Genomic DNA, 22,314 nt, shown 5'->3' with positions numbered 1-22,314 from the left:
TATGCGGCTACCCGCCCAGCTCACCCACTGGTGGCCACGTCCGTATTTTTCGCTGTTCCTGCTGGTGCTCTGGCTGCTTCTGGTCAACTCGGCCGCTCCGGGCCAGATACTGCTGGGAGCCGGCCTCGCCTGGCTGATCCCTTTCTCCACCCAGCAATTCTGGCCGGAACGGCCACGGCTGAACAGTCCAGGACGCCTGCTTGTGTATCTGATGCGGCTGCTCGTTGATATCCTGCGCTCGAACCTGACGGTCGCCCGGCTGATCCTTCGAGACCCTGAGTCCCTGCAACCAGGCTTCGTGCGCTTCCCGCTGTCGGTCACCAACGAATTCGCCATCACCCTGCTCGCCAGCAGTATTTCGCTGACCCCGGGCACTGTGTCCGCCGGCTTGAGCCCGGACCGGGGCTACCTGCTGGTGCATGTACTGCACCTGGACGACGAGGCGGAACTCATCGAGCACATCCGCAAGCGCTACGAGACGCCCCTCAGGGAGATCCTGGAATGACCGCCACTGTACTGCCCATTGCTCTTGCATTGTTCAGCCTGAGTCTGCTGCTGAATCTGTACCGGCTACTGCGCGGCCCGGACATCATCGACCGGATCCTGGGGCTGGATACGCTCAACATCAATGCCATTGCTGTGATCGTTCTGGGCGGGATCTACATGGATTCGCCCCTGATCTTTGAGGCGGCTCTATTGATTGCACTGATGGGATTTGTCGGCACGGTTGCCATGACCAAGTACCTGGTGCGCGGGGACGTGATCGAATGATGGGAGAAGGCGCCACACTACCGTTCTGGCTGGACGCACTGATCGCGCTGCTGCTGCTCGGCGGCGCTGTGGTCGCCCTGCTGGGTTCCATAGGGCTGGCCCGCATGCCGGATTTCTACATGCGCCTGCATGGCCCAACCAAGGCCAGCACTCTGGGCGCCGGAGCGACCCTTCTGGGCTCCATGATCTGGTTCAGCGTGGGCCATGAGGGCCTGAGCGTACAGGAGATCCTGATCACCGTATTCCTCTTCGCCACGGCCCCGGTCAGCGCCCACATGATGGGCCGCGCCGCGCTGCATCGGCGTGTCGCCTGCCGCGAGCGCACCCACGGTGAACCCTGGGATGAAATGGATCGGCTGCCCGGCTACGCGGAATCCTCTTCATCCTCCGACAGCCAGCGGTAAAGCGTCCGGCGGTTCACGCCCAGAATCCGCGCGGCCTGGCGCTTGTTGCCATCCACCTGGGCCAGCACATGCTCAACGTATCGCTGCTGCAATGTCTCCAGGGTTGGCAAAGGCTCACCAGCGCCAATAAGCCCGCCGTTTTCTTCGGTGCGCGTTTCGGCGGAGGCGACCGGGGTGCCATTACTGGCGGCCTGAACCCTTGGCGGCAGATGCTCCGGCAGTATCCACTCGCCACTGCAGAAGGTCACGGCCCGCTCCACTACGTTCGCCAACTCGCGGATGTTGCCGGGATAGTCATAGGCTCTTAAACAGGCCAGAGCGCGCTCGTCAAAGCGCACCTCCGCCCGCTCACCACGGCGTAGCGACGTCTCCAGAAAGAACATGGCCAGCCGTTCGATGTCGTCACCACGCTCACGCAGCGGCGGTACTTCCAGCGCCAGAGCCTCCAGCCGATAGTAGAGGTCTTCCCGGAACTCGCCCCTGCTCACCCGGGCCTGAAGGTCCTGATGGGTTGCCGCGATCACCCGCACATCCACCTGATGCTCAGTGTCTGAGCCCACGGGCCGGATGCTGCCTTCCTGCAGTGCCCGCAGCAGCTTGGCCTGCAATGCCATGGGCATTTCCGCGATTTCGTCCAGCAGGAGTGTGCCTCCATCGGCCTGCCCGAACAGGCCTGTACGGGCCCGGTCCGCGCCCGTGAAAGCACCCTTGGCATGCCCAAAGAACTCACTTTCCATCAGTTCCGCGGGGATACCGGCACAATTAATCGCCACAAAAGGGGAGCCCGAACGCGGACTCTCCGCATGGATCGCTCTGGCCACCAACTCCTTGCCGGTTCCACTCTCCCCCAGAACCAGCACCGGCATGGCCCCATGCGCCACCTGCCGAACCTGGTCGTACAGCCGGTGCATGGGCTCGCTGCCACCAATAATGCCATGGAAACCAGCGGCCCCTTCACTGGAGCGGTAAGCATCCACCTCCCGTCGCAGCGCTCTCTGTTCCAGGAGGCGCCGGATCATCAGCAGCAGGTGATCCATCGACAAGGGCTTGGTCAGGAACTCATCGGCTCCGGCTTTGAGAGCGTCCACGGCCTGATCCACAGTCCCGAAGGCCGTGATCAGTACAAACAGTGGCGGATCGGCAAGGGCCTGGGTAGCGCGCAGAACGCCCATGCCGTCATTGTCCGGGAGCCGCAGATCCGAGACCACCAGCTCCGGCTCCCATTCCCGGCAACGCTGGATGCCCGCGTCCGCCCGTTGTGCGGTCGCCACCTCATGGCCCTGCGCTTCCAGTTCCTCCCGCAACAGTTCGAGCAGGCTTGAATCGTCCTCAATCACCAGGATACGCACGTTCACGCCGTTTCACCTCCGTCCGGCTCCCTTGGCAGGGGCCACTGCAATACCACGGCACAGCCGCCCCAGCGGCTGGTTCCGATGACAATGCCGCCGCCATGTTCCTGCATCACGCTGCGAACCACGGCCAGCCCCAGGCCAGTACCGTCTCCCGCTGCCCGGGTCGTATGAAAGGGTTCCAGCACCGACTCCCGATCCTGGGGCGGAATCCCTGGCCCGTCGTCTTCCACTGTCACGGCAATCGCTTGGGGGCCAGCGTGAACACTGAGCATGACACGGGCATGGGCGGCAAGATAGGCGTTACGGAGCAGGTTGGAAACGGCCATCTCGCAACGCGTCCGGTCCCCCTGAATCACCGCCCCGAAAGCGTCATTGTGGACTTCCATCATGATCCCTTCAGGAACCTCAACGTCGGCATCCAGTACGCCGCTCACCAGCTCCGCCGTCGTAAAACGCCCTTCAGTGGCATTGGGCGAGTGCCGGAAGCACTCCAGAAGCTGCTGCACAATCCGCGTCATACGCTGGACCTGATGGCGTATGTCGCCCAGGTTGCGCTGGCCCCGCTCGTCGGTGGTCCGGCGCTCCAGCATGCGGGCCCGACCATCAATAACACTCAGGGGCGCTCCCAGCTCATGGGCGACGCCCCCGGCAACGCGCCCGATCATGGCCATTTTTTCCTGGTGCTGGAGGCGCTGGTTCAAACGGGACTCGCGAGCTTTTTGATCCAGGATTGCCTGCTCCGCAGACTCAATGCTGTCAAGCATCTCGTTAAGCGCCCCCGCCAGCTGGCGTGTCTCGCGAGGGCCTTGGAATGGCGCCCGGATGCGGCGATCGCCCCCCTGTACCCGAGCCATGACACTGGCAAGGCGACGCACATGCCGCCCTACCCCCCCATAATGGCCGCCGATCGCGACCAGCAGAATAGCGCCAGCAGTCAACGACCAGACCCACCAGGCATTCTCGCGGAGCGTCGCAAGCCGGTGATCAAAGTCGCTACGCCGCCGGGTGATCTGAAGCAGCCCCATGATACGCCCGTCCTCTGCGAACAGCGGCGTGAAATGCGAGAACACATCCTTGCCCTCGATCTCGCGGTAGGTACCCAGCTCATCGCCCTTGGCCACCGCATCGGCGGCGCTGCTGCTGTCGCTCACATCCCGGTCCACGATCCCCACCTGGGAAACACGGTCGCCACGCTGGTCGTAGACCGAGGCGCCATAGACCCGGTCCACACTGAAGATGGAGGTGGTGATGTCGTCCACCTGAACATAGTCGCCATTCTGCAGTGCCCGGGAAAGCGGGTAGCGGGTCGCCTGAGCCAATAGCGCCAGGTCCTGCTGCAACCGTGCCTCGTCATGGGACTGGATAACACCCAGCCCCCAGTAAACGGCCGCGCCGCTGACCAGCAGCAACGGCAGAACCACCGCCAGGATCAGCGTGACCTGGAGACCGGGCAGATGCAGACGTTTCATGAATCACTCCTGAACACCGGTGACATAATGTCACACACCTTTGTCCCATGTGTCATTATGCCACACAGGAAAACCGTCCCCAGATGGCGCTTTATTCACACAGATCCCCGTAGGCTATTAAATATCATCAACTTTTTGGGGTTTCCCCGGCATGGCACAGCTCCTGCAGGTTGTGGCGCGAATACAGCAAAGGAGACTACCGTTATGATTCGAATCACCAGCCTTGCCCTCGCAATGGTGCTCGGGCTCGGCGGCGCCCAGGCGCTGGCCCAGGATTACGGCAGCAGCGAAGCGCAACAGGATCCGGGCATGGAGCAATCCCAGAAGCCAGCGGACTTCTCCGATAAGAAGCTGAAGCAGTTTGTGGACCTTCAGGACCGCATCGGGAAGATCCGCGAAGAATACGTCTCCCAGATTGAGGCGGCCGAGTCCGAGGACAAGGCACGCAAACTCCAGCAGGAAGCCCAGTCGGAGATGGTCACCGCCATTGAGGACGCTGGTATGTCCGTTCAGGAGTACAACGCCATCGCCGTGGCTTACAACTCCAATCCGGATGTTCAGGAACGCGTCGACAACATGGCCAGCGACTAACCCTGTCCGTCGCGCCATGAACGCCTCCTCCGGGAGGCGTTTTTATTTAACGCCTGTTCATCCAAGGCAATCCTGGCACGGCAGTTGTTTCCCTCGTGGTGTCGCATCACACACCGGTACCCCGAGGAGGTATCACTATGAAACTGAAGACACTGACCGCCGCCGTCGCATTGGCTCTCAGCGTCTCAACCATGCCCGCCATGGCCCAGGACGGTAACAGCACCAATCCGGAAGGCCAGAAGCAGAACCAGGACATGAGCTCGGCGAAGCAACAGAGTACTGACTTCTCCGACAAGCAGCTCAGGAACTTCGTGGAACTGCAGGATAAGATCGGCAAGGTGCGGAAACAGTATGTTTCCAAGATTGAATCCGCGGAGTCCGAAGACAAGGCCCGTGAGCTCCAGCAGAAAGCCCAGACCGAGATGGTCAAGGTAATTGAGGACGGGGGTATGACGGTGAAGAAGTACAACGCCATCGCCGTCGCCTATAATTCCAACCCGGACATCCAGAAGCGCGTGGACGAAATCTCCGGAGACAACTGAGCCGATCCTGAACAGAGCAGCCCCGGCGCCAACGGGCCGGGGCTTGAGATACCCGCCAATCAAGACCGCCTTTCTTCAAAAGTTGTAAAGCAGGGTCACCGAGGTGATGGTATCCGTATTCTCGGCATTCTCCGGCGGGTTGGAATCATGCTCCACCGTATAGGAGAGATTCAGAGCCATGGAGCTGTTGAGGTTGGCCTTCAGGGACGTGACCGAGCGCGAGATGGACTCCCCGTCACCAAGCCCGATCTCCGACTCCATTTCCTGACGGAAACGAGCGGTTTCGGACAGTGGATAGCGGAAATCGCCGGCCAAGCGTCCGATGGGCTCCTCACGCGCGGAGCCTTCGTCCGGATCCCGCTCCTCAAAGCGACTGTAGCGGTAACCCGCACCAATGGACGTATCCAGATAACTGTCTCCTGCTTCCCACAGCCGGCGCCCGTAACCAGCGGCCGTGGAGGCCTGGAACGCATAGCCACTAAAATCATCATCGTCATAGCGGCCACGCAGAAACAGAAAATCATTGGGATTGAACTTGTAGTCCAGCTGGCTACTGGCGGTATAACGCTCCGCCGTCCGGTCACCGTCCTGCTCCGTATAGCGTGACTGCAACAGGACGTTGTGGCGCCAGTTGCCCAGGTTCCGCGTCACATCAGCTTCACCGGAAATCGACGTCTCCTCGGTATTCCCCGAGGCCTCCACCAGCCCGGCTTCAATATCACCGCTCCAGTCACTGCCCTGCTCCCCATGTGCGGCCACCGCACAAAGACCACAGCCCAGGATCAGCATCTTGGTTGTTCCGGCCAACACGTTTTCTCCTCTGCTCGTTCGTAATAAGGTATGACAGGCGAAAGCCTACCAAACACATCGGTTTTCCAGTTACGAGAAGAGGAAAGCGTATGAGCCAGCACATTGTTATTTCCGGCGCCAACCGCGGTATCGGGTTGGAGCTTGCTCGCCAGTGGCAGGAACGGGGCGACCGCGTAACGGCCCTGTGCCGCGCAGCCTCGGATGACCTCAAAGCCCTGGGCGTGAACATCATTGAAGGTGTGGATGTGACGGACGACATCAGCCTGGGCAAGGCGCGGCGCAACCTCGAAGGCGAGACCATTGACGTGCTCTACAACAACGCCGGCCTTATGACGGATGAGAACCTCAAGGATATGGACTGGGATCGCATCCAGACCGAGTTTGAGGTGAACACACTCGGACCGCTCAAGGTGACCAACGGCCTTCTGGACCTGATTCCACAGAACGGCAAAGTGGTCATGATGACCTCACGGATGGGCTCCATTGCGGACAATGACTCCGGGGGGCGTTACGGTTACCGCATGACCAAGGCTGCGCTCAACGCCGCCTCGAAATCACTCGCGGTGGATCTGCAGCCGAGAGGCATCAGCGTCGGCATCATGCATCCCGGCTTTGTCCAGACGGCGATGACCGGCCACACCGGCCATATTACGCCCGATGTGGCAGCCCAGCGACTGATCCAGCGGGTGGATGAACTGAATCTGGAAAACAGTGGCGTGTTCCGTCACTCGGACGGGTCCGAACTACCCTGGTGAGTTGCTGCGCGAGATCTTGCGCCGACGGCGGTGGCTCACCTTGACGCCACTGCCTTCCTCCTGGCGCGGCTTGCCTTCAGCCTTGGCCACATGAGGCCCTCCCTCTTCCGGCCAAGCCTCCTCAAACGCCTGATAGCCTTCACGGATCAGGCGTACCAGTTCCAGGGACTGCATGCCGTCCGGTACTTTCGAGGGGCTGCCTGAAAAGTGTTTCGTCCGGGGGCGCCCCTCGAACGTTAGTTCCAGACCGCTGCTGTGGCGAGCCTTCTGGCTCTCCACGTCAATCTGCCAGTCGTCCATCGTGTTTGATCTCTTGCGACGTTACATACTCGTAAGGTCGGCAGCATATCGAGGCACCAACCATGGATCAACCGCCCCCCTGGTCTTTCCGGTCTCAACAGCCCCTGAATACAGCATCACGGCGCTCCAGGAACGACTGGATTCCTTCCTGGACATCCTCACTGCGCATGACCGGCGCCAGATCCGGAAACAACCGCGCCTTGGCGGCATCATGGCCCTGCGTGCGGGCAATACGCGACGAGCGCAGACTACCCTGAACCCCCAGTGGCGCGGCGCGGGCCACTTTGCCCGCCAGCTCGCGGGCCCGCTCGAACTGCTCTCCCGGGGCAACCAGCTCCTGTACCAGGCCCCACTCCCGGGCCTGCTGGGCACTCCATTCATCGCCAGTCAGCAGATAACGCTGGGCATTGGCCCAGCCAATCTCCTCCTGCAGCCGGATGGTGGCGCCCCCACAGGCAAAAATGCCCCGCTTGACTTCCAGCTGGCCGTAGCGGCTGTTATCCGCCGCCACCCGGATATCGGTATTGAGCATCATTTCTACACCACAGGTAAAACAGATCCCCTGGGTGGCATAGACCACTGGCTTGTCCATGGCCGGCCCCACGATCCCGAACGGATCCATCTCGCCCTCGTTGAGACTCAGTCCTTCACCATTGGAAAACACACCGGCCCAGTCATCCAGCTCAAGACCGGACGTGAAATGATCTCCCTCGGCGTAAACCAGCCCCACGCGCAGCTCCGGATCCCGGTTCAGCCAGCCATAGGCGGCAGCGATGTCGTGGTACATCTGACGGTTCATAGCATTCATCTTCTCCGGCCGGTTCAGGCCGATGTAGAGGATGTGCTCACGGGCTTCAACGTTCACAAGCGGCATGGCCATTTCTCCAGGTGCTTGGTTGGGGGTTACAGGAGCAAGGGGACAGGCTTCCTGTTCCTTCCTCCTTGCTTCGATCTCCGTTCAAAACCACTCATCACGCATCGCGTAGCAAGTATCATCCTGGTTCTGCAGCAGGACCAGATCCTGGGCCACCGTGGGCAGCTCCCAGTGGAAAAAGTACTGAGCCGCCTGGAGCTTGCCCTGGTAGAACGCCTCGTCCGCGCTGGAAACCTCCCCGGCCAGGGCCTGTGTGGCGGCATTGGCCTGGCGCAGCCACATCCAGGCTATGCAGATGTGGCCAAAGAGCCTCAGGTAGACACTGGCGTTCGCCAGGCCTTTCTCGGGTACCTCCTGGGCAAGGGCCTGGCCCAGGGTCTGGGTCACCCTGCCCGCCTGCTGCAGTGTTTCGCTCAGTGAATGGGCCCATTGCCGGCACCGTTCATCGGGTGCGTTCTGCAGGTCCGCCTGGATGGCCCCAAACAGCTGCTGAATGGCTTCCCCATTGCCCTGCCAGACCTTGCGCCCGAGCAGGTCCATGGCCTGGATGCCATTGGTGCCTTCATGGATGGGATTGAGCCGGTTATCCCGCCAGCACTGTTCCACCGGGTATTCCCGCGTGTAGCCCGCACCGCCATAGACCTGGATTGCCAGATCATTGGCCCTGGGCCCGTATTCCGAGGGCCAGGCCTTGATGACGGGGGTCAACAGATCCAGCATCTGCCCGGCCTGGCGGCGCTGCTCCTCATCCGGATGGGTATGGCTGTCGTCCATCAGTCGGGCACCGTAGAAACACAGCGCCAACGCCCCTTCCATCCAGGATTTCTGCGCCAGCAGCATGCGACGCACATCCGCATGCTGGATGATGGGGACCGGCTCGCTCGTGGGATCCTTTTCAGACGGGGGCCGGCCCTGCCGGCGGTCCCGGGCGAACTCAAGACTGTGCCGATACCCCCGGTAACCGATCGAGGCCGCACCAAAGCCCACGCCTACTCGCGCCTCGTTCATCATCTGGAACATGTATTTCAGTCCCTGGTGGGGCTCGCCCACCAGGTAACCATGACAGTCCGCGTCGTCCCCGAAGCTCAGTGCCGTTGACGTGGTTCCCCGGTACCCGAGCTTGTGGATCAGACCGGCCAGCCCCACGCCGTTGCGTTCCCCGGGATTACCGTCAGCGTCCAGCCGGTATTTGGGCACGATGAACATGGAGATGCCCTTCACCCCGGCTGGGGCACCGTGAATCCGCGCCAGCACGAGGTTAACAATGTTGTCGCTGAGCTCATGCTCACCGCCGGAGATATAAATCTTGGCGCCTTTGATCAGGTAGTGCCCTTCGTCGGTGGGCTTGGCACTGGTGCGCAGATCGGCCAATGAGGATCCCGCCTGGGGCTCCGTCAACGCCATGGTGCCGGTAAAGCGCCCTTCCAGCATGAGCTGCAGGAACTGGGCCTGCTGCTGCTCGGAGCCAAAGGTCCGGATGACATTGGCGGCGGCCGTGGTCAGGAAGGGGTAGCCGGCAGTACTGGGATTGGCAGCCATGAAGAAGCCATTACAGGCGGTCATCACCGTTTCGGGCAGCTGCATGCCCCCTACTTCATAGTCGTACCGCCCCGCAATGAAACCAGCCTCAGCGTAGGCATCCATGGCGGTCTTCACCTCTGGGCGCATGACCACCCGGCACTCCTCGAAGCGTGGTTCCTCTTTATCCGCCAGGCTGTTGTGGCTGGCAAACTGTTCCCGGGCAATGCGCTCCGCCGTATCGAATACCGCATCAAAGGTTTCTCGGCTGTGATCGCTGAAGCGCCCGCGCTCGGTCAGGGAGTCGGTGTCCAGCACCTCGTAGAGCTGGAAGGCCAGATCGCGTCGATCAAGCAGGGTATCGGCCATGGCGATGATGTCTCCACTGGTTCATTCAATGACCACATTGCCATAACCAACCATGGCCGCCTAATGTCATCAATGACACAATCTTGGCGGATCCTGCCAAATGCTGGAGGCAGACATGAGCCAGCCAGAGCACTACCAGGTCACCATCATCGGCTTCGACAAGGCGCTCGCCACCGCCATCACCGGTGTCATGGACCTGTTCCGGATGGCCGGGGTGACCTGGGCCCGCATCCACGACCAGCAACCAGAACCCCGGTTCAGTGTCACACTGGCAACCGAGGACGGCGGGCCATGCCACTGCGTCAACGGCGTCAGCCTCATGGCCGACAGCCGGTGGGACACTACTCCGGCGCCGGACCTGGTGGTCGTGCCCACCATCGGCGGCGATATTGAAGCAACCCTTGATGCCAACAAGGCGCTGCTCCCGCTTCTGCGGCACTGGCAAGCGCAGGGCCGGGACCTGGCCAGTAACTGCACCGGCGCCTTCCTCCTGGGCGAGGCAGGTTTATTGGACCAGAGGGAGGCCACAACCCACTGGGGTTACAGCAACCTGTTCCGCCAACGCTACCCGGACGTGACCCTGCGCCCCCACCGGCTGATCACCGCGGACGGCAGCGTTTTCTGCGCTGGCGGCGGCATGGCCTGGTTTGACCTGGGCCTCTTCCTGGTGGAGCGCTACTGTGGTGTGGACACCGCCCGCTCCCTGGCGCGCGCCTTCGTGATGGACATGGGCCGGGAAAGCCAGGCGGCCTACGGCAGCATCCCTGCCCGCCGCTACCATCAGGACGAGGCCATCATGGCCGTTCAGGACTGGCTGGATAACCACCTGAGCGAGCCGGTCCGCATGGACGAACTGGCCGCGCACTTCCACATGACGCCACGCACCTTCAAGCGCCGCTTCCGCGATGCCACCGGCGATACGCCCCTGCACTACCTCCAGCAGTTGCGCCTGGAAAAGGCCAAGAAGCTGCTGGAACAGCCCCACCGGCGCCTGGCCGAGATCACCCGGGCCGTGGGTTACGAAGACACCAGTGCCTTCTCCCGTCTGTTCCACGCCCGCACCGGTATGACACCTGGCGCCTACCGGAGCCGGTTCCTCCCCTCTACACCCACCGGCTGAGCAGTACTTTCAGGAAAAAGAAATTAATGCATTGTCGTTTGCATTTGAGATTGATTATCAGATAATATTAAAAACATCGGAGCCAAGGCTTCGATGACTGGGCAATCTGACCTTAATCAGGGTCATGGCATGACAGGGACGTCATATCCTCTCGGGGCCTCAGGGCCCCTTTTTTATTGCCGCATGACGGTATTGTGACGTCGCCCCGGACCACTCACTCGTCAGGACGTCTCGGAGAGGTTGTTCAGGCAAAGCTGGGCCTGCTGGACAAAGTGACTGAAAGCCTGGAACTGTTCCCGATCAGGAGGCTGGTAGAGATCACTGTTGTCGGCGTAGAACAGTCCGACCACCCGCTCCCCCACCATGAGCGGTCCAAAGAGCCCCGTCCTCCGACCAATATGGCGATCAAACCCCGGGCGCTCATAATGTTTCCAGGGCTTTTCGTCAGGCGCTGAAAGGAAAACACTTTCGCCCGCGGTTGCCGCCCTGGCCAGAAGATCGCGCCCCTGCATGTCGATGATGAACTCGTCGCGCCAGTGCGCCGTTCCCTCTCCCAGCACTTTGCGCGTAATCAGGTGTTGCCCTTTCCGATCCCGCATCAAAAGCACAACACGCTGCAAGCCAATGGCGCGGTGCATGCCTTCCACCACGGTCTGGAACACCAGGTTCAGATCCGGCTTATCCACCAGCAGCTCAGAGAGCTCGCGCAGGATCTGGAGCTGCAGCATGGGATCTCCCTGAGAGTCCAGGTGGCCCTCACTGGAGGTGCCGTCATCGTCCCGATCCGGCAGCAACGCGGTGACCTGCGGCATGCCGTAGGAGACAGCCACTTCTGCTGCCTCATGGGAATTGTCCTGCACCTTCTGAAGAAGGTCTTCCTTGGTCTCATTGAGCGACCCCGCCAGCTTCGCCACCACCTGCTCCACCTGACGGTCGTGCCAGCCCCGCTCAGAGGCTTCCGCAAGCGTCAGCGAGTGGCGCACCAATGCGGAGGCGGCCGAATTCGCCTTCCCCGATGACACCACCTCTTTCACCAGCGGGCCCAGAGACCAGGTCGCAACCAGCCCCCGGGTAATACTCACAAAACTGGCCCCAATAACCTCCTTCTGGGCCTCCACCGGATCCATCTGGTTCATCTTACGGTCCAGTTCATCCGCCTGGGGAATGCGGCAGGCCCAGAACGCAAGCTCGCCAATGTGGCTGAGCAACGCCGCCACGAATGCCTCCTCCTTTTTCTCGGCACTGCGTACCGGCAGCAGTGATCGAGCCTGGACCGCCGCATGCAGCGACCGCGCGAGACAGCGCAACAGATGGGTTCGCGGATTACGGGAAAGCAGCGCATCAATGACCAGTGTTGAGATGGCCATTGCCCGCACCGCATCAAACCCGATCAGGGTAATGGCGCGACTGACGGTGCTCACGCTCACCCGGGAGCGGTTATAGAACACTGTATTGGATAGGCGAAGAACTTGGGAGGTCAGGTCGGCATCCTTGAGGATGACATCCGCAAGCTGGTTGACGGTGGAGCTGTCGCTGTCTGTCAGCTGACTGATTTCCCTCAGGGTTTCGGCCAGAACCGGCATCTCCACCTGGCTCAGGTACTGGACCCAGTCATTGGCGGAGCCCTGGGTCGGGGGGCGTGTTACGTCCGGTTCGGCCATGACACCTCTCGCTACAGCCGTTTGCATGAATCGCCCGTGATTACCCCAGTGTAGATCACCAGCACCGGCGTACCAGCTGCAAGGGCCGCACTCAATGCTTCAGGGCTTGGCCCGGTCCTGTGGCGCTTGCAACACCAGGCGCACGCCCCTGATACTCGTGACTTCCATACCCGGCCCCTGTGGACGCGCATGCAAACGTCTTTCTCCAACCAGAGCCTTGATGCCGATGAGCTCCCGAGCATTGATACAACCCATTGGCACCGCCTTGCCCCCGTCTATCCGCGCATGGTGTTGTTGAGCGGACTCGGCTTCTGGCTCCCCGCCGGCATTGTGGGACTCGCCCTCAGCGGCCTGGAACTCATCCCCTTCAGCATGGGGCTTGTGGCCGCGGCATGGGGCCTGCTTCTTGTGCCAACCCTGCTGACCTATCCCGCCGCGAGGGTGAAGCGCTATGCCATCCGGGAGCAGGACGTTCTTTTCCATGAAGGCCTTTTGTGGAAAAGCACCACCGTCATCCCCCGCAACCGCATCCAGCACATCCAGACCGGGAATGGCCCGCTGGAGCGCTGGTTCGGGCTGGTAACCCTGAGGTGTTACGGCGCGGGCGGCCAGCAGGCGGACCTGGTGATTCCCGGCCTGGACGAAGACCTGGGGCAACGCCTGCGCCAGTACCTGCTCAACCAGGCCGACGATACGGACACCCCGGACAACCCTGGTGGGTATGATGATCCACAGCAGTGACTGGCACCGGGTCTCGCCGCTGGCCATCATTCACCATGGCCTGATCTTTCTGCGCCAGCTGGTGGGCACCAATCCAGGGCCGCTCCTGGGCCTGGCGGCGGGCGCACTGGCGTTTGCACGGGAATCCCCCCTGATGGTCGCCACCACGGCCCTGACCCTGGTGGGTCTGGGCATTGCCATGGCCATCATGAGCTGGCTGCGTTTCATCTATCGCGTCCATGATGGGGCCATCCAGGTGCAACAGGGCGTTTTCACCCGACACAAGCTGACCCTGGCCTTCGAGCGCATCCAGAATGTGCGCCTTGAACGCCCCATTTACCTCAGGCCCTTCGGGCTGGCCCGTCTGAGCATCGAATCCGCGGGCTCCGCCAGTGACGAAGTGCACCTGCCCGGCATTCCGCTGGCGGAAGCGGAACACCTGCGGGACAGAGCCCTGGCAGAAACCAGTGACCTAGAGGGCGCAAGCACCACGGAGGCCGGGCCAGGCTCAGTCAGCCACCAGGTGCTGCTTGAACGCCGCCCCGCCGACCTGATCATCTATGGCATCAGCAGCCCGGCCATTCTCTGGGGCAGCGCCATTGCCGCCTCCTTGATGGGGGCCCTGACCCGGAACATGGGTGAGCCCGAAAGCCAGCAGGCCGAACAGGCGATGAATGCCACTGCTGACAGCATGCCTGAATGGCTTCCGGAGCCTTTGCTACTGCCGCTGGCCATTCTGTTACTACTGGTAGTGATGGCCCTGGCGTCGGTCATCATGGCGCTGGTGCGCTACCAGGGCTACCAGCTGTGCCACGAAGGCGAACGCTACCGGACCACCGCCGGGCTTCTCACCCGGCGCGATCAGGGCATCCGCCATCAACGCATTCAGCACCTGCACCTGGCCCAGAGCTTCGTCGCGCGCCTGTTCCGCCGGCATCATCTAAGCTGCCACCCTATTGGGCCTTCCATGCCCGACCAGCCGGATGGCGGCGGTGGGGCCCTCCTGGCGCCATCACTGACGGCCGGGGAGCAGACGCGAATCATCCAGACTCTTTATCCAGATCTCGACTGGATGAGCCTGCGCTTCCACCCCGTCAGTGCCCGCTTCATGCTGCCAAGGTTTGCCGTCTGGGCCGCGCTGACGGCGGCAGCCACGGCCTGGGTGGCCACCAGTGACCTCCCCGCCTGGAGCCTGATCGCGCTCCTGCCGGTTCCGCCCCTGATTGTACTGAGCTGGCGCCGCCAGGGCTGGTGCCTTCAGGGCGAACGCGTGGTGCTGCGAGGGGGCCTGATCGGGTGCCACTACACGGTCTTCGATGCCTACCGCGTGCAGGCCCTGCGACTGTTCCAGAACCCACTACAGCGCCGGGCGGGTCTGGCCAATCTGGGCATCCGGCTCGGCTCCGGTGGCTTCCGGATCCCGTTCATTCACTGGAAGACCGGCACCAGGCTCATGGACCGCCTGCTGTGGCGGGTCGAAACCAGTCGCGCCCCCTGGCTTTAACCCCGTACCAGCGCGTAAGTGCTAGAATTACCCGGAAAGCACCTGCATCGACCACCGGACCGACCATCTTGTTCCAGCTTCTCAACCGCCGTGGCCTTGAGCGCAACAGTCAGGATAGCGACGACGACACCGCTGCCATCAACCTGGAACACGTCGGGCGCAGCCGCATCGAGGACCTGGTTTCCAACACACGCGAAGTGCCATGGGCCCTGACCCTGGCGCAGCTGCTGTGGACCGCGGGCCCGGTTACCTTCCTGGCTCTGCAGGGCGGATCACTGCTGGGCTACGGCGAGCCCGTCAAGTTCCAGACCTACCTGTTCTTTGCCATCTACGTGATCATCGCCGCCATCATCGGCGTGATCGCCCGCATCATGGCGAGCACCATCCGGGGCCGCAAGCAGGACCGTGCGCGTGCTGACATCACGCGCACGCTCGACATGATCCCCGATCTTATTTTCACCGCCAGGGATCTTCACCTGGGCACGCTGACCAAACCCGAGCGCCAGCGCGACGCCGCCGCCATCCTGCTGCGCAAGCACGACCTGGGCTCCAACACCATCTCGGTAGCCGTTTACGACCTGACCAACGACAATACCCTCGCCACCATTGCCGAGGAAATCGAGGTCTTCCGCCGCGCCGGCATGTTCAGCCGCATCCGGGATCTCAACCTCCGCTATGAGGAACACATCGAAGCGGCGCTGACCCAACTCCAGGGCTATTCGGGCGAAATCGCCGATCTGCTGCGGGAACGCCTGCAGGGCATTGCGCCCAACCAGGACGAAGGGCTCGCCCGTGGCGACCACTTCATAAGCCAGATCTATGCCGCCGCCCACCAGGAAGACCTCTCCCTGATGACGCTGGAGGACGTGGAAGACATGCTGGGTCTGGCCTTTGAGCTGCTCAGCGGGCGCGAGATCACGCGCCTGACCATCGACTACGAGGGCGACTGGCAGCTCGCCCGCGCACTGGACGAGCTGGAACGCTGGCATAACGCCTACCGCCAGGTGAAGGCCTCGGCCGTGCTCTACCTGCGCGAGCTTGCCTACTTCCTGATCGAGACCCGCCTGACGCCACTGGATACCAGTATCCTGGATGCGGACACCGATACCCTGCTCCAGGAGACCAGTAACGCGCTGACCCGCCTGGTGGGACGGCTGCGCTGGTCCGGACAGGACGAACTGCAGACCAACCGCCGCGCCGTGCGCAACCTGCGCATGGCACTGCGCTACGCCAAGCTCACCCGCCAGTCCGTAGCGCGCCTGCAGGACCGTTACGTACGCTATGTGCGGGCCCTGGAACGCTGGGCGCTGTTGCGTGAGCGCCTGTTTGAGAACGAAAGCCTGGCGCAACCCGGCGAGGGATTGCGCATCCGGGAAAGCATCATAGCGCTCAATGATGAGCAGAAACTGGAATTCGCCCGCCAGTTTGTACGCTATCTGAACGACCACGAGATTGAACCCGGCAATATGGGCGTCCTGCGACACCATTCGCCGCTGTCCGTACAGCACGCCAAGCACCTGGCTATACGGGTGCTTCTGGTCCTCCGGCCGCTGATCGAGCTGGATAACCCCAGTGTCCAGCGGGCGCTGGAAAGCAGCCGTGGCGCCTACCTGGAGGGACTGGAAATGGGCTTCAGCGCGGATGCCAAGGCAGGGCTGGGCTCAGCCGTGGTCAAGGAGCTTTCGGATAATCAGGGCCCCGCGGCCGAACTCATTGCCCTGCGCCTGACCAAGCTCTACCGGATGCCGCTTTCCCCAAAGGTCCGGAATTTCCTGGTCGAGCACTACGGGGCGAACCCGGACCGTCTCCAGTTCATCTCGGACTCGGCACGGGATGACGAACAGGACGACGCGCCCCCCATTCCCCATGCCCCTGCCATGGTCCACAGTTACGAGGAATGGCGGGCCCCCATTGAGGCGGCGGAAGGGTTGCTGGGGCAGCTGCTCAGGCAGGTGGAGAACAGCTGAGCAGCCACCCGGTCAGGGTTAGCCCTCCAGAAGCTCGAAGGTCATGCCGGCAGCGCTCTGCAGACGCTCGAAAAGCGGGCCATCCAGAGCTGTGGCGGGCGTCCAGAAGCCGCCTCCAACCTGTTCGCGGTCAATATCCCGGGCCAGGCACACACCAGCCTGGCCAAGCATCCTGGAGGTGGCACCATAGCCGGGATCGCGATCCCCGGTCACCTTGCCACGAAGCGTCTCGCCGGCCTCGGTTTCACCCAGGAAGCGCAGATCGAAGAACCCTTTCTCGCGCGCCTCACGGGATGGGCCCTGACCGGGCTTGGGCACCACGAACCGCTCCAGCAGCCAGCGTGTCGGGGCCATGGATGCCCCCAGCATAAAGCCGGCCATAGCCCCGGTCATGCCCCAGCCGGAGACACGCCCCTTGAGCCCCTTGCCCATCATCACTGCCTCGTCATAACGGAAGTCTCCCCCATAAGCCTTGCCGGAGAGCGCGTTCGAACGATGGACCACGCGCGTGTTGATGGCCGCCATGACAAAAGGCGCTGTCCAGGCCTGGAAGTCCGGATCGTACTCCGCCTTCTTGACCGTATGCTGACGGGCCGTAAATCCGTGGTTTGCGGGACAGATGGAATAGGGGTTGGCCAGCTCCCGCCGCAACTCCGGATTGGACGACGCTTCCTTGACCACATTGAGAAGGCTGGCAACGGTGCCGCCGGACAGCTCCCCCTTGGCAGCCTTGACCCGCATGCTGACGCGGGTCAACGGCTTACCGAAACGCGCCTGCGCCTGCTGCTGCATGAACCAGACGCCCATGTCCGAAGGGATGGAATCAAAGCCACAGCAGTTCACGATGCGGGCCCCCGAGGCCTGCGCCGTCACCTCATACTGCTGGATCATCTCGCGGAGCCATTGAACCTCACCGGTCAGATCGCAGTAATCAGTGCCGTTCTCGGCGCAAACCCGCACCAGGGGCTCGCCGTACAGCGCGTACGGGCCGACGGTGGAAATGACCACGCGGGTGCCTTCACACATGGCCTTCAGCTGCGCCTCATCCGAGGCATCCGCGACAATCACGGGCAAATCCGCCGCCATGGAGCCCAGCTCGGAGCGCAGCGCTTCCAACTTGTGCTCCGAGCGCCCGGCGATGGCCCAGGTCAGGTCTTCTCCCACCCCAAAGGTACGCAAGAGGTATTCCGAGAGAATACGCCCCACGAAACTGGTCGCGCCGAAGACAACAACGTCGTATCCGCTCTGGTTCATCATGATTTCCCTGTGACGGTTTCCGTAAAACGCCTATGAAGGCAACTGTTGTGATGATACGCCCAACAGGCCACTGGATGACACCGGGTAGAGCAGCTACTCTATCCCTTTCTCTGGGATGAGGGTCTCAAATGACAAAACGCTGTTTCCCGCTACTGGCCCTGCTACTGACCGTTGCGCTCCTGGAGGGGTGTGCCGGGATCCAGCAGTCCTTCCACGATGCCGCTATCGGTTATGAAACCAGCGCGGCCGGCCTGGAACCCCAGACCCTGGCTTTCGACTACGGGGAACTGCGGATCCTGCGCACGCCCGAACTGAAAGGGGATCGGCCTACCCTGGTACTGGTCCATGGCTTTGGCGCCAACAAGGAGAACTGGCTGAAGCTGGGGCAGGCACTCAAGGGCGAGTACAACATGGTTGCCCCGGACCTTCCGGGCCACGGCGACAGCGTTCAGAACCCCGACCTTTCCTACCGCATTCCGCGCCAGGCACAGCGGCTGGTGCGACTGATGGACCGCCTCAATATTGAACGGGCCCATCTCGCCGGCAACTCCATGGGTGGGGCCATTGTGGCGGTGGCGGCAGCCGAGCATCCCCAACGGGTAGCCAGTCTCACCCTTATGAATAACGCCGGTATCCATGAACACCCGGCTGAATTGGACCAACGCCTGGCCAAGGGCGAGAACCCGTTGATCCTGGAGGCTCCCTCGGACTACGACGAACTGATGGCCTTCGCCATGAACGAGCCCCCATTCATTCCCTGGCCCGTCAGTGCCGTGATGGCCCGGGAAGCCTATAAGCACCGCCACATCAACCAGGCGATCTTCGCCGATTTGGAAGCGGACCGGGAGCAGGATTTCCGACGGATCCTGAACCGTATCCAGGCCCCCACCCTAGTCCTCTGGGGCGCCGATGACCGCATCATCGATGCCGCGAACGCGCCCCTGGTGGCCGACGCCATTCCAGACAGCCGCCTGAAAATACTGGAGGACATTGCGCATATGCCCATGATCGAGGCGCCGGAGAAAACCGCCGAGTTGATGCGGGCGTTGATTCAGGAGACAGCGACCCCAACTGAAAGCGAAGGGCAATCTGCAACCAACCCCGAGCCTGGATCCTGAATTCAGACCAACTACGGGTCAAAGACCGATCGTTGCGTCTCGCTCGATCTCAGAAGCGTGTCCGCCCCCGCAACAGGACCTGGACCTGGTCGATGCGGTCGGTCCGGTCCAGCGGCCAGGCGACATCCAGGTGGAGCATGCGCTGTACCTCGATCCGGCTGGAGGCCAGGCGGAGCCCGAAGCCGACATCTTTCAGCACCCCCTCATCCGGTCCCGGATGGCGGCCATCATCGAACCAGGCCCGCCCGGCTTCCGCGAACACAACGCCACCAACCCGGAACAGCTTGAACGGATGCCAGTCCGGGAAATACCGCCGCTCCAGCGTCCACTGGGCCCGCCGGTTGCCCTGCTGGTAGTCGCTGGGATATCCCCGCAGCCCGCTATTGCCGCCAATCAGAAGCTGGCGATCCGCCGTGAGATTGTGTGCTGCGGTCATGGATAGGTGGCTGTACCAGCTGTTCCAGGGCACCGTTCCGCCATGAAAGTACGTCAGGCTGAGCGTTCCCCGCAGGTTCTCAAAGCGGCTTGCGTCCAACCTATAGGTGCCGCTCTGGCTGATGCCGTAACGGGCGTAGGTCGTATTCGTCGCCAGCAGTGCGTCCCGGAAGTCCAGGTTCACCACCACCCGTTCATCGCTGGCCCCCAGCCCGGGTGAGGAATAGCCCAGCTCCGTGCGCCACACGAACCCATCGCGCACGTCCTCCACCCGCTGAAGGCGCGTGAGATTCACCATCTCCCGGAACCGGTTCTGGCGGAGGTCAAACCCGATCCAGGGATAGCTCAGGGTGCGGTTCGCTGGCAGCCTATCCAGGGCCGGCCCTTGTGCGAGCCGCTCAAAGCTCAACGCTTCGTAGCGATACCCACCCAGAAGCCGCAGCTGGCGGTCATGGCGCTCCGCAAGACGCCACCCCCAGTCAATGCTGGCGTAATCCCGGCTGCGCCGATAGTCGGCAATGGCCTCGGCTCCCACAAAGCGGGATTCCTCCCGCACATCGTCCACTCCCCTCAGACCAATACGCCAGTCAGCCTGTTCACTGTAGAAAGGCCGTTCCAGATAGGCGCTGCGGCCACGACCATCGCTGCGCTCATCGTAGGAAAAGCCGGTCCGCCAGTGGGAACCAAACACATTGGGATCATCAAAATCCAGGCTGGTTTCGGTCCGGTCCGGATCACTGGTCTGGGAGATGCTGAGCTGTTTGCCGGATCCCAGAAAGTTCGGGTCGGAAATGCCGGCATTGGTGGTGTTCTCGCCCCCGGAGCGGGAAACCCCGAAACTCGGCAGCAGCGTCCAGGTGTCCCGGGCCAGCACGCTGACCTCCACCTCCTGGCCACAGACCCGCGTTACGCCAACCCAGGCGGCAGTCAGGTAATCCCGCTGGCGCAGGATGCGCTCGGATTCGGCGAGCATGCCCGGGGCATAGGGATCACCCTGTTCAAAGACCAGCTGCGCCCGCAGTGCGGAGGGCCAAGTCGGCGTATTCAGGGCGTTCAGCGTGCGGTAAAGGAGGTTATCCTGTTCCGGATCGCTGGTATCGAAAATGGGGCGCCGCTGGATGCGGATACGGCCAATACGGGCCCCTTCCGGAATCACCAGGTCAGTCTGGCGAGCCAGCTGATCGCGGGGCTTGTCGAGGTCTATGGATCCAGGCTGGACCTCGCTTGCCACACAGCCCCCGGACCCGGTCTGAGCCAGGACGCCAGCGCTGAAAAGAACACTTCCCAGAGCCGCCAGAAGTGCCGCGGGGGCGGTGCCGGCCTCATTGCGATCAACCATACCCCGGAACTATAGCGCTTGCGGGCGGCTGCGTCAGTGGGAAAAGAAACCGTCCAGAGCGTCGAGAACGTCAGCCAACCGGTTCACGCCTGTTACCTGCATGCCCTCGGGCGGACGCTTGGGCACATTGGCCGAGGGCACCAGGGCCTTGCCGAAGCCGTGCTTGGCCGCCTCCATGATGCGCTCCTGGCCGCTGGGAACGGGGCGGATCTCACCGGAGAGCCCCACTTCACCAAAGATGACCAGATCCCTGGGCAGGGACCGGTCACGGAAGGAGGAGATAATGGCGGACAGTAAGGCCAGGTCCGCGGTGGTTTCCGCGACCTTCACACCTCCCACCACGTTCACAAACACATCCTGATCGCCGCAGTGAAGCCCGCCATGGCGGTGCAGAACCGCCAGCAGCATGGCCAGCCGGTTCTGGTCCAGCCCCACCGCAACCCGGCGAGGGTAACCGCCCTGGCTGTCGTCCACCAGCGCCTGGATCTCAACCAGCAGCGGCCGTGTTCCTTCCCAGACCACCATGACCACACTGCCGGGCGCCGCCTCCGTGCCACGGTTCAGGAAAATGGCGCTGGGATTGCGCACCTCACGCAGGCCCTGCTCCAGCATCGCGAACACGCCCAGCTCATTCACGGCACCAAACCGGTTCTTGATGCCGCGCAGCGTGCGGTAACGGCTGTCGCTGTCGCCCTCCAGCATCAGGGAGGCATCGATCATGTGCTCCAGAACCTTGGGGCCAGCCAGAGCGCCATCCTTGGTCACATGGCCCACCAGGAACAGCACCACCCCACTCTGCTTGGCAAAGCGGGTCAGCGTTGCGGCACTCTCGCGCACCTGGGAGACGGACCCCGGGGCGGATTCCACGTCCGCCACATGCATAACCTGGATACTGTCCACCACCATGATGGCTGGCTTCTCGTCGCTGGCAACTTCCAGCATCCGTTCCACGCCGGTCTCGGAGAGCATGCGCACACCCCGCGCGGACAGCTCCAGGCGTTTGGCTCGCAGCGCCACCTGTTGCAGGGATTCCTCGCCGGTCACATAGAGTACGGACTGGGAGCGGGCCAGCTCACACAGCACCTGCAGCAATAGCGTGCTCTTGCCGGCGCCGGGATGACCGCCAAGCAGTACGGCGGATCCAGCTACAAGCCCGCCGCCGAGAACCCGGTCGAACTCGGCAATACCAGTGGGAATGCGGGGTTCCTCGGTGAGGTCAATGTCATCCAGGGACTGGATGGCCGCACGCTGCCCGGTGTAGCCGGCAAACCGGCTCTCCCGGGCCTCGCCAGCGGTGTCGCCGCCAACGCGTACCTCCGTGAGCGTATTCCAGGCGCCACAGGCGCCGCACTGGCCCTGCCACTTGCTGTACTCCGATCCGCAGTCGCCACAGACGTAGGCCGTGCGTGCCTTGCTCCGCTTACTCATTGACGCCTTC

21 protein-coding genes are annotated in these 22,314 nt (G+C 62.5%); 11 read left to right on the top strand and 10 right to left on the bottom strand.

Annotation, left to right across the window (positions count from 1 at the left end):
• Position 1 precedes the first annotated feature (1 nt).
• The 3 genes from AC1RQI_RS00930 to AC1RQI_RS00920 are packed head-to-tail and all read left to right on the top strand — an operon-like array spanning position 2 to position 1,175.
• Positions 2–505 carry a Na+/H+ antiporter subunit E gene (locus tag AC1RQI_RS00930; RefSeq protein WP_481903287.1) on the top strand — a complete coding sequence of 168 codons (504 nt, stop codon included), beginning with the start codon at positions 2–4 and terminating at the stop codon, positions 503–505.
• Positions 502–771: a K+/H+ antiporter subunit F gene (locus tag AC1RQI_RS00925; RefSeq protein ID WP_416633689.1), complete on the top strand. Its 270-nt coding sequence runs from the start codon at positions 502–504 to the stop codon at positions 769–771. Before AC1RQI_RS00930 ends, AC1RQI_RS00925 begins: the two co-directional genes overlap by 4 nt.
• Positions 768–1,175 (top strand): Na+/H+ antiporter subunit G, encoded by a 408-nt coding sequence (locus AC1RQI_RS00920; RefSeq protein WP_416633688.1) that lies wholly within the window; start codon positions 768–770, stop codon positions 1,173–1,175. Before AC1RQI_RS00925 ends, AC1RQI_RS00920 begins: the two co-directional genes overlap by 4 nt.
• Here the strand turns inward: AC1RQI_RS00920 and AC1RQI_RS00915 are convergent.
• Complete coding sequence (locus AC1RQI_RS00915; RefSeq protein WP_481903286.1) at positions 1,136–2,530, bottom strand: sigma-54-dependent transcriptional regulator; 1,395 nt, start codon at positions 2,528–2,530, stop codon at positions 1,136–1,138. The genes AC1RQI_RS00920 and AC1RQI_RS00915 overlap by 40 nt on opposite strands.
• Complete coding sequence (locus AC1RQI_RS00910) at positions 2,527–3,996, bottom strand: ATP-binding protein (protein ID WP_481903285.1); 1,470 nt, start codon at positions 3,994–3,996, stop codon at positions 2,527–2,529. Before AC1RQI_RS00910 ends, AC1RQI_RS00915 begins: the two co-directional genes overlap by 4 nt.
• Before the next feature lie 204 nt (positions 3,997–4,200).
• Between AC1RQI_RS00910 and AC1RQI_RS00905 the strand changes: the two genes are divergently transcribed.
• Together AC1RQI_RS00905 and AC1RQI_RS00900 are read left to right on the top strand one after the other, a co-directional pair.
• Complete coding sequence (locus AC1RQI_RS00905) at positions 4,201–4,587, top strand: DUF4168 domain-containing protein (protein ID WP_481903284.1); 387 nt, start codon at positions 4,201–4,203, stop codon at positions 4,585–4,587.
• Positions 4,588–4,724: 137 nt separating this feature from the next.
• Positions 4,725–5,129, top strand: coding sequence for a DUF4168 domain-containing protein (locus AC1RQI_RS00900; protein ID WP_481903283.1), 405 nt, complete (start codon positions 4,725–4,727; stop codon positions 5,127–5,129).
• 75 nt (positions 5,130–5,204) lie between these two features.
• Here AC1RQI_RS00900 and AC1RQI_RS00895 read toward each other — a convergent pair whose 3' ends face one another.
• Positions 5,205–5,936 (bottom strand): DUF481 domain-containing protein, encoded by a 732-nt coding sequence (locus AC1RQI_RS00895; RefSeq protein WP_481903282.1) that lies wholly within the window; start codon positions 5,934–5,936, stop codon positions 5,205–5,207.
• Positions 5,937–6,028: 92 nt separating this feature from the next.
• On the opposite strand from AC1RQI_RS00895, the gene AC1RQI_RS00890 reads away from it, so the two are divergent.
• Entirely contained in the window at positions 6,029–6,694 is a 666-nt protein-coding gene (locus AC1RQI_RS00890; RefSeq protein WP_481903281.1) for an SDR family oxidoreductase, read from the top strand.
• Here the strand turns inward: AC1RQI_RS00890 and AC1RQI_RS00885 are convergent.
• The 3 genes from AC1RQI_RS00885 to AC1RQI_RS00875 form a co-directional block, all read right to left on the bottom strand.
• Complete coding sequence (locus tag AC1RQI_RS00885; protein ID WP_416633681.1) at positions 6,683–6,994, bottom strand: hypothetical protein; 312 nt, start codon at positions 6,992–6,994, stop codon at positions 6,683–6,685. The two genes, AC1RQI_RS00890 and AC1RQI_RS00885, sit on opposite strands and share 12 nt — an antisense overlap.
• Before the next feature lie 94 nt (positions 6,995–7,088).
• Positions 7,089–7,868: a crotonase/enoyl-CoA hydratase family protein gene (locus tag AC1RQI_RS00880; RefSeq protein ID WP_481903280.1), complete on the bottom strand. Its 780-nt coding sequence runs from the start codon at positions 7,866–7,868 to the stop codon at positions 7,089–7,091.
• 84 nt (positions 7,869–7,952) lie between these two features.
• On the bottom strand, positions 7,953–9,755 hold the full coding sequence (locus tag AC1RQI_RS00875) for an acyl-CoA dehydrogenase (protein WP_481903279.1): 1,803 nt from the start codon (positions 9,753–9,755) through the stop codon (positions 7,953–7,955).
• 115 nt (positions 9,756–9,870) lie between these two features.
• On the opposite strand from AC1RQI_RS00875, the gene AC1RQI_RS00870 reads away from it, so the two are divergent.
• The gene (locus AC1RQI_RS00870) at positions 9,871–10,875 is read left to right on the top strand and encodes a GlxA family transcriptional regulator (RefSeq protein WP_481903278.1); all 1,005 of its coding nucleotides are present in this window, start codon (positions 9,871–9,873) and stop codon (positions 10,873–10,875) included.
• A gap of 221 nt (positions 10,876–11,096) precedes the next feature.
• Here AC1RQI_RS00870 and AC1RQI_RS00865 read toward each other — a convergent pair whose 3' ends face one another.
• Positions 11,097–12,536 carry an HDOD domain-containing protein gene (locus tag AC1RQI_RS00865; RefSeq protein ID WP_481903277.1) on the bottom strand — a complete coding sequence of 480 codons (1,440 nt, stop codon included), beginning with the start codon at positions 12,534–12,536 and terminating at the stop codon, positions 11,097–11,099.
• A 189-nt stretch (positions 12,537–12,725) separates the two neighbouring features.
• Here AC1RQI_RS00865 and AC1RQI_RS00860 point away from each other — a divergent pair, with 189 nt between their 5' ends.
• The 3 genes from AC1RQI_RS00860 to AC1RQI_RS00850 all read left to right on the top strand — a co-directional run bounded on the left by AC1RQI_RS00860 (position 12,726) and on the right by AC1RQI_RS00850 (position 16,727).
• A complete protein-coding gene (locus AC1RQI_RS00860; RefSeq protein ID WP_481903276.1) occupies positions 12,726–13,277 on the top strand; it encodes a PH domain-containing protein in 552 nt (183 codons plus the stop codon).
• A complete protein-coding gene (locus AC1RQI_RS00855) occupies positions 13,258–14,760 on the top strand; it encodes a PH domain-containing protein (protein WP_481903362.1) in 1,503 nt (500 codons plus the stop codon). The genes AC1RQI_RS00860 and AC1RQI_RS00855 overlap by 20 nt, the downstream gene beginning before the upstream one ends.
• A gap of 68 nt (positions 14,761–14,828) precedes the next feature.
• Positions 14,829–16,727 carry a hypothetical protein gene (locus tag AC1RQI_RS00850; protein WP_481903275.1) on the top strand — a complete coding sequence of 633 codons (1,899 nt, stop codon included), beginning with the start codon at positions 14,829–14,831 and terminating at the stop codon, positions 16,725–16,727.
• Positions 16,728–16,745: 18 nt separating this feature from the next.
• Here the strand turns inward: AC1RQI_RS00850 and AC1RQI_RS00845 are convergent, their stop codons facing one another.
• A complete protein-coding gene (locus tag AC1RQI_RS00845; protein WP_481903274.1) occupies positions 16,746–17,984 on the bottom strand; it encodes a saccharopine dehydrogenase family protein in 1,239 nt (412 codons plus the stop codon).
• 128 nt (positions 17,985–18,112) lie between these two features.
• Between AC1RQI_RS00845 and AC1RQI_RS00840 the strand changes: the two genes are divergently transcribed.
• Entirely contained in the window at positions 18,113–19,102 is a 990-nt protein-coding gene (locus tag AC1RQI_RS00840; RefSeq protein ID WP_481903273.1) for an alpha/beta fold hydrolase, read from the top strand.
• Positions 19,103–19,151: 49 nt separating this feature from the next.
• Here the strand turns inward: AC1RQI_RS00840 and AC1RQI_RS00835 are convergent, their stop codons facing one another.
• Positions 19,152–20,876: a BamA/TamA family outer membrane protein gene (locus AC1RQI_RS00835; protein ID WP_481903272.1), complete on the bottom strand. Its 1,725-nt coding sequence runs from the start codon at positions 20,874–20,876 to the stop codon at positions 19,152–19,154.
• A gap of 33 nt (positions 20,877–20,909) precedes the next feature.
• Positions 20,910–22,304 (bottom strand): DNA repair protein RadA, encoded by a 1,395-nt coding sequence (radA, locus tag AC1RQI_RS00830; RefSeq protein WP_481903271.1) that lies wholly within the window; start codon positions 22,302–22,304, stop codon positions 20,910–20,912.
• Between the last annotated feature and the right edge of the window lie 10 nt (positions 22,305–22,314).

Source organism: Salicola sp. AFF1, from assembly GCF_056783195.1.
Note: the sequence above shows the minus strand (reverse complement) of the source record. Positions and strands in the feature narration are given on the sequence as shown.